We start from the raw sequence: 14,502 nt of genomic DNA on the forward strand, positions 1-14,502 counted from the left end.
TGCTGCTTTTTATCTTTATGGGAGGAAGGGGAAGATGATGGACGGCAAACGGGAATGGCGCCAGCGCATGTTGAATCAGCTTCGGCAGCTTAAAGCGGCAGAAAAAGAGATGTACGATCGGCAAATCGCCGCTCATTTATATCGGTGGCCATTATGGCAAACGGCGCGGACGATCGCCATGACGGTGTCGAGAGAGACGGAAGTCAACACCTTGCCGATCATTGAGCAGGCGTGGCGGGAAGGAAAAACGGTCGGCGTCCCGAAATGCGATCCAAGGGCGAAAACGATGTCCTTTCGGCGGCTCGCGTCGTTTGCCCAGCTCGAAAAAGCGTACGCTGGATTGTTTGAGCCGATTGAAAAACAAACAACGCCGATCGACCGCGATGAGTTTGATCTCATCATTGTCCCAGGGGTCTGTTTTGCCAAAACCGGCTATCGGATCGGCTATGGCGGCGGGTATTACGACCGATATTTGCCGGGTGTTTCGGCGGTGACGGCAGCGCTGGCTTACTCCTTTCAAGTGATGGACGACATTCCGGCTGAGGAGCATGATGTGCCGGTGAAATTCATTATTACTGATCAAGGAGTTCTTCACTGTGAGCGATGAATGGTGGTATATCGCGGTCTCTGCCCTCGCTGCCGGCGGCGGGTGGTTGTTGCGCTCGTTGTCCATATCAGGAGCGGCGGCAACCGTTGTCATTGGCGCAGCGGTTGGATGCGGCTTTTCATGGGGCGGAATATGGGTGTTAGGCTGCTTTTTTGTCAGCTCCAGCTTTTTTAGCCACATTGGAAAGCAACGCAAGGCAAAACTGTCTGAAAAATTGGCGAAAGGAGGGCGGCGCGATGCCATCCAAGTGCTGGCCAATGGCGGGGTGCCGGCTGTGTTGGCGCTATTGGCCGCTGTCCGCCCCGACCCGATTTGGGATGATCTGTTTGTTGTCGCCGTCGCTGCAGCGAACGCCGATACATGGGCGTCTGAAATCGGTTCTTTAAGCCCGTGGCCGCCTCGGGTTTGGCCGATCTTTCGGCCGGTGGAAGCCGGCACCTCAGGGGCTGTGACGCTCCTTGGCACGGCTGCTTCGTTTGCCGGCGCACTGTTTATTGCGGCTGTTGGCGTGTTTTTTCTCGACGTCCGGCCCCTTTTTACTCTTGCCTTTTTCGGTTGGCTCGGCAGCTGGTTCGATACGTGGCTTGGCGCGGCTTGGCAAGCGGCTTACCGCTGTCCGGCATGCGGGGCGACGACTGAGCGGAAACGGCATTGCGGGCAGGCGACCATTCATATGAAAGGCTGGCGGTGGCTTGACAATGATGCGGTAAACTTTCTGGCGGTCATCGGCGCGGTGCTGGCCGTCTTCGTGCTGGCGCGTTAGACGCGCTCTGCTTCATATTTGGAGAGAAAAAGGGAAAAAGAATAACGAGCATGTCATAGGATGAAGGAGGAACAACGATGAATAAATGGTCGTACTCGCTGCTTGTCGTTGCCGCTGGATGTCTTGCTTACCGCTATCGCTACCGAATGGCCGCCTTCGCATTGCGCGTTCCGTCATTGCGAAAGCAACTTGTCCGCTTTGCGCTTCACATTCCCCCCGTGCGCAACGCTCTTGTTTCGCAAATGTTGCGTCCATGATGCGGCTGCGGTGAATCATTTTTGAAGAAGTCGGTTATGAAAAAACCGGCTGCGGCGGCCGGCGCCCGCCGGCCCATTCGCTCCGGTTTGCCGGACGGTCGATGAGTTGGCTTTGTTGCTGTTTGTCGGACTTGGCCTCGCCAGGGAAAGGGAGAGGAGAACGTGATTGGAACGATGGATGTACTGTTTTGGCAGCTTGTTCAGCGTTTGTCTCGCGGCGGCTACCACATCGTGCGGATGTCTGAGCAGGCCGATGAAGTATGGCTGGAATCAAACCATTGGCGTCGCCCAACACTCATCCGCCTCGTGCGCGCTGATTTTGATTGGAGCCGATCGTTGCGCCTTGATATGGAATATACATGGCAATTCGTTCAGCAAATGAGGGGATGGAATTTCAGCAAAGCGGGCCGGGTCATCAATGTTTATGTGGCGGTGTATCCGCCGGTTGACGATTGGGAATTTCTTGTCGCCGAGCCGTTGCCGCTCTCTGGAGTGTCCGATGGCGTGCTTCATACGCTCCTCCTTCACAGCGGCAATATGGGGGACGTGCTGTCGCGGCTTGCGGAGATGACGGGCGTTGCGCTCCATTTTGAGCCGCCTGTGGAAACGTCCGATCCGTTTGCTGCCGCCGAGCGCTTAAAGCGCGAGGTGGTCCGCGAATGGCGGCGCCGCCGTGAGGAGGAACGGCGCATTTTTGAGTATGGCAAGCCGATGTTCACCCGGCTGTTCATCGTTGTGCAGGTTGCGATGTTTTTGGTTCTCGAATGGAGCGGCGGGAGCACGAATCCGGATGTGTTGATCCACTACGGCGCCAAATTCAATCCGCTCATTGAGGCGGGAGAATGGTGGCGGCTGTTGACGCCAATGTTTTTGCATATTGGTTTTTTGCATCTGTTGACAAACACTCTTGCTTTGCATTATTTAGGGATAACAGTTGAGCGGCTATACGGCTCGCTTCGCTTTTTGTTCATTTACGTAACGGCCGGATTTTTCGGAGCGCTGGCGAGTTTTTTGTTTACACCATCATTATCGGCCGGCGCGTCGGGAGCCATTTTCGGGCTATTCGGGGCTCTTCTTTACTTCGGCACTGTCTACCGGCATTTATTTTTTCGGACGATGGGGATGAACGTCATCAGTTTAATCATCGTCAACCTGTTGTTTGGCTTGCTTGTTCCTGGCATCGACAACGCCGGCCATATCGGCGGACTGGTTGGCGGTTTTTTGGCGGCTGGCGTCGTTCATTTGCCAAAACACACCGCTTTAGGGCGGCAGGCGGGAGCGTTGGCGGTGTCGGCGCTGCTTGTCGCCGCTGGCTTATGGATCGGATTTCGGTAAACGCCCCCACTTCGCTTTGTTTGAAGTGGGAGGCCTCTTTTCGAAATGTGTTAAAGAAGTTGCACGAGCATCACTTTTTCCCCGGTTTTCGCTTCAATGAGAACGAAGAGCCTGCTGTAATCTTTGCGAATGAGAATGAGCGGCACCGTGCTGCCGATTGGCGAGAGGATGGCTCCATCCTCTTTTTTGATGCCGAGAATGTACGACTTGTACAATCCTTCCCAGAGACGGCCGATGACGGTTTGCGTTTTTGCTGTTGACAACCCAGGCAACGGTTGTTCCGTGTAGGCGACGAGCTCCGGCAAATAAAGGGCGTAATAATCTTTCTTTGACAAAGAAAAGTGGGTGAGCAGCTCGTCCGCTTTATGACGGAGAAATTCATTCGTGGCTTTGTTCAAGACGCGCTGCCATTCGCGCTCGTCATCTGTTCTGGGCCGCCGGAACGATGTGAGCGGATGATATGGCGAGTCAATGACATACAAATAGCTGCTTGACATCGTTTGGCTGCTTGTGATGTTCTCTCCTGTATGCAGCTCGCCGTGATGGAACGAGACGGCTTGAAAAAAGCGGCTGTCCCGCATCCGGACCGTCTTTTCTATGTCGATCGCATCCGTGTTCGTTTTCCATTTTGACAGCACATCGGCCAAGCGGCCATCGGCAAACAACAACGAGACGTCCTGACGCAAATAGACGCGGCGGTTTAAAATGGAGGCGGCTGACCAGCGAAGCGTGTAGCGTCCGGGTTCATTGCCGCCCTCAAGCGCCAGCGATGTTTTCGCTTCGATGAACGCCGCTTCGCGATCAAGCGGGAAAAACTTGATCGTTTCAGCGGTCTGATCGTGCTCCCACAGCGAGGCGAGCGCGGCGGCAAGGAAAAAAGCAAGCGCCATGAAGGGGATCATCCATCGTTTCATGACATCCTCCCGGATTGGACAAGGTTTTCACCAATATATGCATCACAAGGAACATTTATGTATGAATTTCATCATGCTTGTCTATGATGGGGAGTATACAGTGCAAACGATGCAGGGGGATGACGATGGAGAAACAGATGCCCAAACGCCTGGCGTCCCGTCGCCTTCATGACAATGCATCCTATTTAGCCGAACGGCTTGGAGTCGGGAAGAGCTTCGATGTCATTCGCCTTGACGTCGAATATGGCGGCCGGGCGATGGCGTTGTTTATGATTGACGGATTTGTCAAAGACGATATTTTGCATTATTTGATGAGATATTTGTCCCGGATTGAGGAACACGAACTGGACGTTCACCCGCTTGAGAAGCTCCTGAAAAAATATCTTCCGTACGTCGAGATCGGGCAGACAGACGACTTGGAAGAAGCGGCCGCGATGGTGCTTGCCGGGCCGACCGCGCTTGTTGTTGATGGGGTGGATCGGGTTATTTTGATTGACGCCCGCACGTATCCGGTGCGCGGGCCGCAAGAGCCGGACACGGAACGGGTCGTACGCGGGGCGCGCGACGGTTTTGTCGAGACAATCGTCTTTAACACCGCGCTCATTCGCCGCCGCGTCCGCGACCCTTCTTTGCGCATGGAGTACGTGCAGGTGGCGCGGCGCTCGAAGACCGATATTTGCATTTGCTATATCGAGGAAATCGCCGACCCAGAACTCGTTCGCCGCGTTCGGGAATCGATTACCGCCATTGACACAGACGGGCTGGTTATGGCTGAGAAAACGGTGGAAGAGTTTATTTCCGGCCGGCATTGGAATCCGTACCCAGTTATCCGCTATACGGAACGCCCCGATACGGCAGCGGCCCATTTGTATGAAGGCCATGTGCTTGTGATCGTCGATGGATCGCCAAGTGTCATGATTACCCCAGCAACGTTTTGGCATCATTTGCAGCACGCTGAAGAGTACCGGAATAAGCCGATCATCGGGGCGTATTTGCGGCTCGTCCGCTTTCTGGCCGTTTGGGTGTCGGTGTTTTTACTGCCGCTTTGGTATTTGCTCATGATTGAGCCGGAACTGCTGCCGGATCCGCTCCAGTTTTTGGGGAAGGCCAAATTGGGAGACATTCCGCTGTTTGCACAAATTTTGATGATTGAAATCGGGATGGATATGCTGCGAATGGCCGCCATTCATACACCGTCTTCGCTGGCGACCGCGCTCGGCCTCGTCGCCGCGCTTATGATCGGCGGCATCGCGGTGGAAGTTGGACTCTTTTCCAATGAAGTGATTTTGTATTTTTCTGTTACGGCCATTGGTACGTTTGCGACGCCCAGCTATGAAATGAGCTTGGCGAACCGGCTCGTCCGCATTGCCTTGCTCATTTTGTCCGGCCTGTTCGGCCTGTACGGTTATGTCATCGGCATCACCGTTTGGATCCTTGCCTTGGCGCGGATGACGTCATTTGGCGTTCCGTACTTATGGCCGTTCATCCCGTTCTCCTACCGAGCGATGCGCGACGTGCTCATCCGGTCGCCGATGCCGCTCAAAAACCGGCGGCCGGCGATTCTTCACCCGCGCGACCCTGACCGCTGACGCAGGTGCTGATTTTAGCGCTTGCGTTTTTTGTCTTGACGGCCGCGGCCGTTTGCCGCTACATTAAAAGAGGAAAAAAGGAGCATGAATGATGATGAAGACGGTATACGACGTTCAGCAGCTGTTGAAACGGTTTGGCACGATCATTTACGTGGGCGACCGGCTCGCTGATTTGGAGCTGATGGAAGAGGAAGTGAAAGAGCTGTACCAGTCCCAGCTGATTGATGCGAAACAGCTGCAAGCCGCTTTGTTTATTTTGCGGCACGAAGCGCAAATGGAGCGGGAAAAACGGATGAAAAAAGGATGAGGATGCAATGGAACGATGGTTGGCAGGCATTGACCTTGGGGGCACGACAATCAAAATGGCGTTTGTCACCACCGAGGGTGACATCGTGCACAAATGGGAAATTCCGACGAACACCGCCAATCGCGGTGAGCATATCGTCGCTGACATTGCCCGGTCGCTTGATGGGACGCTCGCCCAGCTCGGCGGAGCGAAAGAGAGGCTGCTTGCCGTCGGCATCGGCGCTCCCGGGCCGGTCGAAGAGGAAACCGGCATGTTGTATGAGACGGTCAATATAGGGTGGACGAATTATCCGCTGAAACAACGGTTGGAAGAAGCGATGGGGCTGCCTGTGGCAGTCGATAATGATGCCAATCTTGCGGCGCTTGGCGAAATGTGGAAAGGAGCAGGGGGAGGAGCGCGCCATTTGTTGTTTGTGACGCTTGGCACCGGCGTTGGCGGCGGTGTGATTGCCAACGGCGCCATTGTGCGCGGCATAAACGGCGCCGGCGGAGAGATCGGACATATGACGATGATCCCTGATGGCGGCGCCCGTTGCAACTGCGGCAAAACCGGATGTTTGGAAACGATTGCGTCTGCCACCGGCATCGTGCGGATCGCCAAGGAGAAATTGACCGCAGATGATCGTCCGAGTGAGCTTCGCAACGGGGATGTGACGGCCAAAGCGGTGTTTGACGCCGCCAAAGCGGGCGATGCGCTGGCATTGGAAGTGGTCGACGAAGCAACGTACTACCTTGGTTGGGCGTTGGCGAATGCCGCCAATGTGACGAACCCGGAGAAAATCGTGATCGGCGGCGGCGTGTCCAAGGCGGGTGACATGCTTGTCGAGCGCGTGGCCGCCCATTTCCGCCGCTTCGCGTTCCCGCGCGTCGCCGTTGGGGCGAAGCTTGTTTTAGCGACGCTTGGCAACGATGCCGGCGTCATCGGCGCCGCCTGGCTGGCGAAAGAGCTTGTCGGCGCGTAAACAACGGAAGGTGTCCCAAAAAGGTTGGGGCGCCTTTTCTTATTGTTGGATGATATGAGATGGGGACGAACTTTGAAGAAGGAGATGTTTGCGAACATTCGTGCACTGCCGCCTGCCAGGCGCTCATTTTTTGCCGTCTGCCGACATATGTTAAGGTAAAGAAATGGGAAGGGGAGACGGCGCATGCACCTTCAAGCATGGCCCGGCGATACGTTTGAAACATATGGCCGATGGTTTTCAGTGCCGACTGAGCTGATCATCGATTCGAATCCTCATGTAGAAGAGGGATTGCGCCCTGGGCAGACCGTTGCCGTCCCGGGATACGCGCCGATCGATACATGGGAAGCGCTCGCTGACCGCTTATCGCTGCCGACGGAGGTGCTGCGGCGGCTGCCGGGGGCGATGGCGGTCATCAACGGAACAGCGCCGTTGCCGAAGCGGATTTCGTCCCCGATCGTCCGCAGCGTCCGTCCGTACAATTTTGCCGCTTTGATGGAGGATATCACCGCCCTCGTCTGTCACTATCCGTTTGTGCGCCAGCGGACGATCGGCCATAGTGTTCTCGGCTTGCCGCTTGTTGAACTGCAAATCGGCCGCGGACCGGTGCGCGTGCATATGAACGGATCGTTCCATGCGAATGAGTGGATCACGACGGCAGTGATCATGGCGCTCATCGACGAGTACGCGAGGGCGCTGGTTAACGATGACGAGCTTGCCGGCCATCGGGTGCTTGATTATTACCGTAAAGTGACTCTTTCCGTTGTGCCGATGGTCAATCCTGACGGCGTCAACCTTGTGCTGAACGGCCCGCCGGAAGAAGAGCCGCATCGGAGCCAAGTCGTCTGCATCAACGGTGGATCGCTCGATTTTTCGCAATGGAAAGCGAACATCCGCGGCGTTGATTTAAACAATCAATTTCCAGTTAACTGGGAAATAGAACAGGCCCGCAAACCGCCGAAAGCGCCGGCGCCGCGCGATTTTCCTGGCTTTGCCCCCCTCACCGAGCCGGAGGCGAAAGCGATGGCGGCGCTCGCCGAGTCGAGCGATTTTGCAATGGTCGTCGCGTTTCATACGCAAGGGAAGGAAATTTATTGGGGATATGAAGGGTTCGAGCCGCCGGAGGCGGAGGCGACGGTTCAGGCGATGGCCAAAGCAAGCCGCTATCAGCCTGTCCGCTACATTGACAGCCATGCCGGCTACCGCGATTGGTTCATTCAAACGTGGAAGCGGCGCGGCTACACCGTGGAGCTCGGCGAGGGCGTCAACCCGTTGCCGCTCTCGCAGTTTGCGCAAATATACCGCGACAGCCTCGGCCTGTTTTTAGCAGCGCTCAAAATGGCATAAAAAACGCAAGAGGCATGATTGGCCTCTTGCGTTTTCAGTGCGTGCCGGTTGGAATGCCGTGATCCAAAATGGTCATGATGGTAAACCAGCCGAATACAGCCGCGGTGGCAAGTCCAAACAAAAATCCGAGCACGTTTTTCTCGCGCAATGTACGGAGCATTCCATAAAGGGCAAGCAGCGTCACAAGTGCAAAAATAATGACCGTACCCATCGTTTTACCCCCTCATGAAACAGTATGTACAAACGTGTCCATTCTTTTTCATTTTAATCTTTTTTCCTCCATTTGTCGAGGTCCCTTTCTCTTTTCTCTTCCATCGCTTGAAAAAAAACAGTAAAATAAAGTTAAATATTGGACATGTCAAAGAAAGGAGGTGATGGCCTTGGAGTGGACGCGTATTCCCGTCGGCCCGATTCAGGCCAACGCTTACTTGTTGTCGTCTGCAGACCGACAATGCTTGATCGTTGACCCCGGCGCGGAAGGCGCGGCGCTCGTCCGCCGGATCGAGGAAAAAGGGCTGACCCCGCTGGCGATTTTGCTGACGCATGCGCATTTTGACCATATTGGCGGCATCCCGGACGTGCTTGCCCGCTGGGACATTCCGGTGTATTTGCACGAGAATGAAAAACAATGGCTGCAAGATCCGGCGCTAAACGGCTCACTTTATTTTGGCGGCCCGGTCGTCGTCCGCTGCGAACCGATATGCCTTAAAGGGTCGACGGCGCTGAACATCGGCCCGTTTGCGCTCGATGTCCGCGAAACGCCGGGCCACTCGCCGGGCAGTGTCTCGTATTATTGCCAAGAAGCGAACATTGTGTTTTCCGGCGACGCACTGTTTGCCGGCAGCATCGGGCGCACTGACTTGCCAGGCGGCAACCATCAGCAGCTGTTGAAAAGCATTCATGACGAACTGCTTACGCTGCCGGAGGAGACGATCGTTCTTTCCGGCCACGGGCTGGAGACGACGATCGCCGCGGAGATGGATACAAATCCGTTTTTGCATGGGTTTTCGTAAGAAGAAAGTAAAAAGCCTTCGTTTGGCTTTCACAAAAAAGCGCACCCGCGAGGTTCGGCCAAGCGCCGCTTGAATCAGCAGTGTGACGAAGGCAAGCCTGTGGCTTGCCTCCAACAGTCGGAAAACATAGACGACACGATTTTGGGTCAATGAGAGGTGAAGCCTGCCAGTTGTATTTATGCAGACAAGAGGCTAGCCAGGGCGGTGCAGCGGTTTGTTGGGTGGAAAACACAAAAAAACCCTTCTTAGCTGCGCCAAGAAGGGTTTTTGGGGGATGTTCTATCCACAATAATGGGAGGGGATATAGTTTAAGCTGCTACTATAACGATATATGATTATTTTCACTATGTCAACAGTAAAAAATCAAGAGCTTTTTGCGATGTTGATTTTATGCGGCTTTTTCTCCCACTAAAAAAGCATGTTAATCCGTAGAATCCTTAGTGTGACAAGGGATTGAAGGTTTGGGGTGAATGTTTGTTTTGACACAAAAATCCGCCGACTTCTCCTTTGATTTTATCAAGTCCTGCTGGGGTAAAAAGTTTTTCCCCCTCTCTCCCATCCCTTGTGTACCAATGATTTTACGTCATCGAAAATAGCTCATCAAAAATGGGGTAGAAAGATGAACCGATTGTACGAACAGATTGCCGCGGCGCCGGGCGGGCGGGTGTCGTACGCCGATTACATCAAGATGGCTCTTTACGACGAACGATTCGGCTACTATATGCGAGAGCAGGCGAAAATCGGCAAGGAAGGTGATTTTTTTACGAACAGCTCATTCGCGCCGGTGTTTGGCAAAGTGCTCGCTTCCCTTTGGATTCGGCTCGTGGAAGAAGGGGGGCTGCCGCCGGCTGTTTGCGAGTGGGGGGGCGGAGACGGAAGATTGGCGCTTTCCGTATTAGAAGAATGGAAGAAAAAAAGCCCACATACATACGACCGCTTGTCGTATACGATCATCGACCAAAGCCCGTTCCACCGCCGGCGCCAGTGCGAAACGCTTCAATCCGTCGCCGAGAAGGTGGAGCAATATGACGATGTCTCTCGCTGGCTGGCCGAGCGTGGGCCGTTTTCCGGCATCGTGTTCAGCAACGAATTTTTTGATGCATTTCCCGTTCACGTCATTGTAAAGGAAGGCGGCGTTTTGCACGAATGTTTTGTCGCCGCCCGCGATGGCCGGCTCGTTGAAGAAAAGGCGCCGCTTTGCCGTCCCACTATTGTCCGCTATTTAAATGAGCGCGGATTAGATCTTGCTGAGGGGCAAAGGCTTGAGGTGCCTCTCGCGATGAAGGCGTTTTGGCTCGAGGTTGGGACGCTGTTTCATCAGGCAGTGATGGTGACGGTAGACTATGGCTATACGGACGAACAGCTGCGCGCCCCGGGGCGGCGACATGGAAGCTTGCGCGGATATTTCCGTCATCAGCTTGTTGCCGACCCGCTTCGCCATCCGGGGGAGATGGACTTGACGAGCCATGTACAATGGGATGCGCTTCGCTTGTACGCCCGTCAGGCTGGGTGGGAGGAAGTGTCATTCGTTCGCCAAGATCGGTTTTTGCTCGCGGCCGGCCTTTTGCATGAATGGAACGTTTCAGAAGGCGACGATTTCTTTTCGCCGGCAAGCCGCCAAAATCGAATGATCCGCGCGCTGATCGCCGACGATGGCGTCAGCCGCTTTTTTGACGTGCTTATCTTGCAGAAAGGAATGAGTCTCCCCGCGCGCGACTTTTGGACAGCGCCCGAGTTTTTGCCAGCCGATTGACGGCTTCCTTCGCCTATCTGCAATGGAGATAAGGGGTTCAGGTCAAAGCGACAAAAAAACAGGCAGGAGGTTCTGCCTGTTTTTTATTCACCCATGCCGGGCACCATCATAAACGTCGTCCAATACGTAAACGCCGCGAAGAAAATCGTCAAATATGCTCCGAAAATGTAAAGGTACATTCTCTCGGTCAGCTTTAAAAAGCCGAGGAACAAGAAAAACACCGTTTGGCCAAAGAAAATGAGCGACGTCGTATGCATATGGCCAAGATAAAACATGACAGCAAAAATGCCGGTCCAAAAGGCGAGCACGCGGAACATGCGATCCATTATGTATCCCTCCTTTGCTTGTGCAAACCATTGGTCCTTACTTATTATAATGTACAATGGTTGGGAATGTAAATAACGCTTTCGGGCAGGTGGCAGGAAATGATGCCAATGCAGGCCGTTGTTTGCTTCCAGACAAAGAAAAAAGAAGGAGGGACGCTGTCACGGACGGATGACGATGCGGTAGGCGCAGCGGCGGCTGCCTTCCATCATATTTTCCGTTTCCGCTACTTCAGCGCCGGCAAACAGCGTCTCGACCATTCCCTCTAAAAAAGCGTGGTGCATGCCGCAAACGGTATCAGGTGCTTGCGCGGCGATTTCTTTGAACGGGCAGTTGAAAATATCGAGGTATAGCACTCCTTTTTCTTCATCATAGTGCAATTGCGGCAAAAATCCAGCCGCTTCGGCCGCCTCTTCCATTATAGCGATTTTGTCGGCCATGGTGAGCGCGCCCGCTGTGCTGTTATGCGGCAAACGGCTGGCGATGAGCTCACGACCGAACCGCTTTCCTGTTTCACGCAACGCCTCGCTTCCAATGGGACCAAGTTTGGCCATCGTTTGAATGGCGATGCGGGCGAGGAGTTGATAATCGCGGAACGGAAAATACAGCCCGATCACTTCGTCGGATAGCCGGTACAGCCGGCTCGGCCGTCCGCCTTTTCCCGTTTTTTGCGTATCCGATATGACCATGCGAACGTCTTCAAGCTTCGTTAAGTGCAAGCGGGCGACGTTTGGATGGATATGGAATTTTTCTGCGATTTCTTGAACAGAAACTTCGCGATGCACTTTTGCCATGTATTCATAAATATGAAATCTGGTCGGGTCAGACAATACGCTTGTGATTTTCAACGTTTGTTCCATCGGTTCCCCTCCTAAATGAATCATTGATATGGTTATTATAATGAAATCGTCCAAAGCGAGGAATGATTTTTGTCACTATTGGCAGTGAGTTGACCGACATTCAAAAAAAATTCACAAAAAAGCTGCGCCAAAAGCAGGATAACGGCTCATGCTCGTCGAAATACAAAGCAGTCTGTCGAAAGGAGGGAATATGTGCTGAACGAGATTGAACAAACGGCAAACCGCCTTCTCGCCGAAGCAGTGCAGCGCCGCGCCTCGGATCTTCACCTCGTTCCGCGCCGCCGCGATGCCGCCGTTCGTCTTCGGCTCGACGGCATGCTTGTCGACGTCGGCGTGCTTCCGAAAGAAACCGCGGAACGTCTCATCGTCCACTTTAAATTTTTAGCCGGCATGGACATCGGGGAACGACGCCGCCCGCAAAGCGGCGCCATGGAAGTAACTGAGTTTGGGGAAACGGTGCATTTGCGTTTATCGACGTTGCCGACGCTCTACGATGAAAGCCTCGTCATTCGCCTTCTGCCGCAGCGCCTCTCGTTGCCGCTTCGCGAACTATCCTTATTCTCCCGCTCCACCGCACGATTATTTTCCTTCATGCAGCATCCGCAAGGACTCGTGCTGTTGACTGGCCCGACGGGGTCGGGAAAAACGACGACCCTGTATACCCTTCTTGATCTTTGTCAAGCTGAAAGGCAACGCAACATCATCACGCTTGAAGATCCGATCGAAAAACAGAACGAACGATTGTTGCAAGTGCAAATCAATGAGAAAGCAGGGATCACGTACGCCGCCGGCCTAAAAGCGGCGCTGCGCCATGACCCGGATGTGTTGATGGTCGGAGAGATCCGCGATCATGACACGGCAGCCATTGCCATCCGTTCAGCGCTGAGCGGTCATTTGGTCGTCTCGACGATGCACGCCGCCGATGCAGTCGGCGCCGTCTACCGGCTGCATGAATTCGGCATTCCAATCGCCGATTTGGCCGAGACGCTGCTTGCCGTCTCCGCCCAGCGGCTTGTCGAGCTTTGCTGCCCGCTGTGCGGCGACGATTGCCATCCATCGTGCGGCCGTCTTGGGCGATGCCGGCGCACCACTGTTTATGAGTTGCTTTACGGTTCAGCGCTTGAGGACGTTATTCGTTCACTCACCGATGGGAGAGGGAAGCCCAAGCGCCCTTATATGACGCTGGTCCGCTTGATCCGCAAGGGGATTGCGCTCGGCTACCTGCCCGTCCGCATGCTTGAGCTCGTCGGAGGGGGAGAAAGATGAAACGCAAAATGTGGCCGCTCGCTGAACAGGCGTTGTTTTTCACCCGGCTCGGCCGGCTGCTCGAGCGCGGTTACCCCCTTGGGCAAGCGCTTGAGTTCTTGGCCATCCAGGCTCCAACACATCGCCGGCTGGAAGTGGAACGCTGTCTGCAGCAGCTGCGCGCCGGGCTGCCGCTGTTTGCGGCTGTCGAAGCGCTGTCGGTCGACCGCATGGCGGTTAACCTCCTCTTTTTTGCCGAACGGCATGGCGACTTGCCGCGCGGCATGGCAGAGACAGGGGAGGCACTGGCGCAAAAAGCGCGCTTCCACGAGCAACTGCGCCGCTTCAGTCGCTATCCGCTGTTCCTTCTTTCTTTGCTCATCATCATGCTCGTCTTGATGGAATGGTGGCTGCTGCCGCAGTTTGAACGGGCGGCGGCGGCGTTTTCTCCACAACGCGGACACACCGCTTGGCTGCTTACGGTGATCGCCCATGCCCCTATGGTGCTGGCCGCCATCGCCGCCTTGGCGGTGTTCTCCGGGCTGTTTTACGCCGTCTGTTTCCGCCGCTGGCCGGTCTCCCGAAAACTTCGATTCGCTTTGCGAATTCCAGGGTTTTCTTCGTTTCTGAAACTGTTCCTCACCTGCCTGACTGCCCGCCAGCTCGGGCGCCTGCTGCAGGCCGGATTGTCGGTTTATGATGCGCTCGGCGTGTTCAGCGAGCCGTCGTCCTGGCCGTTTTTGCAAATGGAAGGTCGGCGCATTCGCGAGGGGTTGATGAAAGGGATGACACTTGACGGATTAATCGGCGCCGTCCGCTATTACGAACAAGAGCTGGCGCTTGTCATCCGTCACGGCCAGTCGAACGGCGAACTTGGCAAAGAACTTGAACATTACAGCGAGTTTTTGCTGCAGATGATGGAACAACGAATGGAGTCGGTCTTAAAACGCATGCAGCCGCTTTTATTGGCGGTCGTTGGCTCGTTTGTCGTCGGCATGTATTTGGCGATTTTGCTGCCGATGTTTTCTATGTTGAATGAAATGTAAATCACTCCCATCTGATAAGGATGGGGCGGTTCTGTAGGAGCAAGATGCTCAATCTTGATATGTTGGATCCTTGAGAGAGGGGTGCGCCCCTCCTCCCAAGGCCCAACTAATGAACAGATTCGATGGTCAAGGAACGGATCGAACTGAACCGGTCATTCGCTAAACGTTCTTTCTGAAATTTCGT

At 54.6% G+C, this 14,502-nt stretch carries 16 protein-coding genes; 12 read left to right on the forward strand and 4 right to left on the reverse strand.

Annotation, left to right across the window (positions count from 1 at the left end; all coding sequences use genetic code 11):
* The first annotated feature begins 34 nt into the window (after positions 1-34).
* From LG52_RS03155 to LG52_RS03170, 4 genes are all read left to right on the forward strand, one after another.
* The gene (locus LG52_RS03155; protein WP_044730827.1) at positions 35-607 is read left to right on the forward strand and encodes a 5-formyltetrahydrofolate cyclo-ligase; all 573 of its coding nucleotides are present in this window, start codon (positions 35-37) and stop codon (positions 605-607) included.
* The gene (locus LG52_RS03160) at positions 597-1,370 is read left to right on the forward strand and encodes a DUF92 domain-containing protein (RefSeq protein ID WP_044730828.1); all 774 of its coding nucleotides are present in this window, start codon (positions 597-599) and stop codon (positions 1,368-1,370) included. Before LG52_RS03155 ends, LG52_RS03160 begins: the two co-directional genes overlap by 11 nt.
* 77 nt (positions 1,371-1,447) lie before the next feature.
* On the forward strand, positions 1,448-1,627 hold the full coding sequence (locus LG52_RS03165) for a hypothetical protein (RefSeq protein WP_044730829.1): 180 nt from the start codon (positions 1,448-1,450) through the stop codon (positions 1,625-1,627).
* A gap of 174 nt (positions 1,628-1,801) precedes the next feature.
* On the forward strand, positions 1,802-2,962 hold the full coding sequence (locus tag LG52_RS03170) for a rhomboid family intramembrane serine protease (RefSeq protein ID WP_044733068.1): 1,161 nt from the start codon (positions 1,802-1,804) through the stop codon (positions 2,960-2,962).
* Positions 2,963-3,012: 50 nt separating this feature from the next.
* On the opposite strand, the gene LG52_RS03175 is transcribed toward LG52_RS03170, so the two are convergent.
* Positions 3,013-3,876 (reverse strand): hypothetical protein, encoded by an 864-nt coding sequence (locus LG52_RS03175; RefSeq protein ID WP_044730830.1) that lies wholly within the window; start codon positions 3,874-3,876, stop codon positions 3,013-3,015.
* A 125-nt stretch (positions 3,877-4,001) separates the two neighbouring features.
* Between LG52_RS03175 and LG52_RS03180 the strand changes: the two genes are divergently transcribed.
* The 4 genes from LG52_RS03180 to LG52_RS03195 all read left to right on the forward strand — a co-directional run bounded on the left by LG52_RS03180 (position 4,002) and on the right by LG52_RS03195 (position 8,077).
* The gene (locus LG52_RS03180) at positions 4,002-5,465 is read left to right on the forward strand and encodes a spore germination protein (RefSeq protein ID WP_044730831.1); all 1,464 of its coding nucleotides are present in this window, start codon (positions 4,002-4,004) and stop codon (positions 5,463-5,465) included.
* 94 nt (positions 5,466-5,559) lie between these two features.
* Positions 5,560-5,772 (forward strand): YqgQ family protein, encoded by a 213-nt coding sequence (locus LG52_RS03185; RefSeq protein WP_044733069.1) that lies wholly within the window; start codon positions 5,560-5,562, stop codon positions 5,770-5,772.
* A 7-nt stretch (positions 5,773-5,779) separates the two neighbouring features.
* Positions 5,780-6,733, forward strand: a complete 954-nt coding sequence (locus tag LG52_RS03190) for an ROK family glucokinase (protein ID WP_044730832.1) — start codon at positions 5,780-5,782, stop codon at positions 6,731-6,733.
* Positions 6,734-6,916: 183 nt separating this feature from the next.
* On the forward strand, positions 6,917-8,077 hold the full coding sequence (locus tag LG52_RS03195; RefSeq protein ID WP_044730833.1) for a M14 family metallopeptidase: 1,161 nt from the start codon (positions 6,917-6,919) through the stop codon (positions 8,075-8,077).
* A 34-nt stretch (positions 8,078-8,111) separates the two neighbouring features.
* Here the strand turns inward: LG52_RS03195 and LG52_RS18665 are convergent, their stop codons facing one another.
* A complete protein-coding gene (locus LG52_RS18665) occupies positions 8,112-8,288 on the reverse strand; it encodes a DUF2759 domain-containing protein (protein ID WP_044730834.1) in 177 nt (58 codons plus the stop codon).
* 169 nt (positions 8,289-8,457) lie between these two features.
* On the opposite strand from LG52_RS18665, the gene LG52_RS03205 reads away from it, so the two are divergent.
* Both LG52_RS03205 and LG52_RS03210 read left to right on the forward strand, forming a co-directional pair.
* Positions 8,458-9,090 carry an MBL fold metallo-hydrolase gene (locus LG52_RS03205; protein WP_044730835.1) on the forward strand — a complete coding sequence of 211 codons (633 nt, stop codon included), beginning with the start codon at positions 8,458-8,460 and terminating at the stop codon, positions 9,088-9,090.
* A gap of 619 nt (positions 9,091-9,709) precedes the next feature.
* A complete protein-coding gene (locus LG52_RS03210) occupies positions 9,710-10,843 on the forward strand; it encodes a class I SAM-dependent methyltransferase (protein ID WP_044730836.1) in 1,134 nt (377 codons plus the stop codon).
* 83 nt (positions 10,844-10,926) lie between these two features.
* Here the strand turns inward: LG52_RS03210 and LG52_RS03215 are convergent, their stop codons facing one another.
* Positions 10,927-11,169, reverse strand: a complete 243-nt coding sequence (locus LG52_RS03215) for a DUF2626 family protein (RefSeq protein ID WP_044730837.1) — start codon at positions 11,167-11,169, stop codon at positions 10,927-10,929.
* A gap of 159 nt (positions 11,170-11,328) precedes the next feature.
* Positions 11,329-12,027, reverse strand: a complete 699-nt coding sequence (locus LG52_RS03220) for a helix-turn-helix transcriptional regulator (RefSeq protein ID WP_044730838.1) — start codon at positions 12,025-12,027, stop codon at positions 11,329-11,331.
* Positions 12,028-12,219: 192 nt separating this feature from the next.
* Between LG52_RS03220 and comGA the strand changes: the two genes are divergently transcribed.
* Together comGA and comGB are read left to right on the forward strand one after the other, a co-directional pair.
* A complete protein-coding gene (comGA, locus tag LG52_RS03225) occupies positions 12,220-13,293 on the forward strand; it encodes a competence type IV pilus ATPase ComGA (RefSeq protein ID WP_044730839.1) in 1,074 nt (357 codons plus the stop codon).
* Complete coding sequence (comGB, locus tag LG52_RS03230; protein ID WP_044730840.1) at positions 13,290-14,318, forward strand: competence type IV pilus assembly protein ComGB; 1,029 nt, start codon at positions 13,290-13,292, stop codon at positions 14,316-14,318. Before comGA ends, comGB begins: the two co-directional genes overlap by 4 nt.
* The last annotated feature ends 184 nt before the right edge of the window (positions 14,319-14,502 follow it).

Source organism: Geobacillus kaustophilus, from assembly GCF_000948285.1.
Taxonomy (GTDB): domain Bacteria; phylum Bacillota; class Bacilli; order Bacillales; family Anoxybacillaceae; genus Geobacillus; species Geobacillus thermoleovorans_A.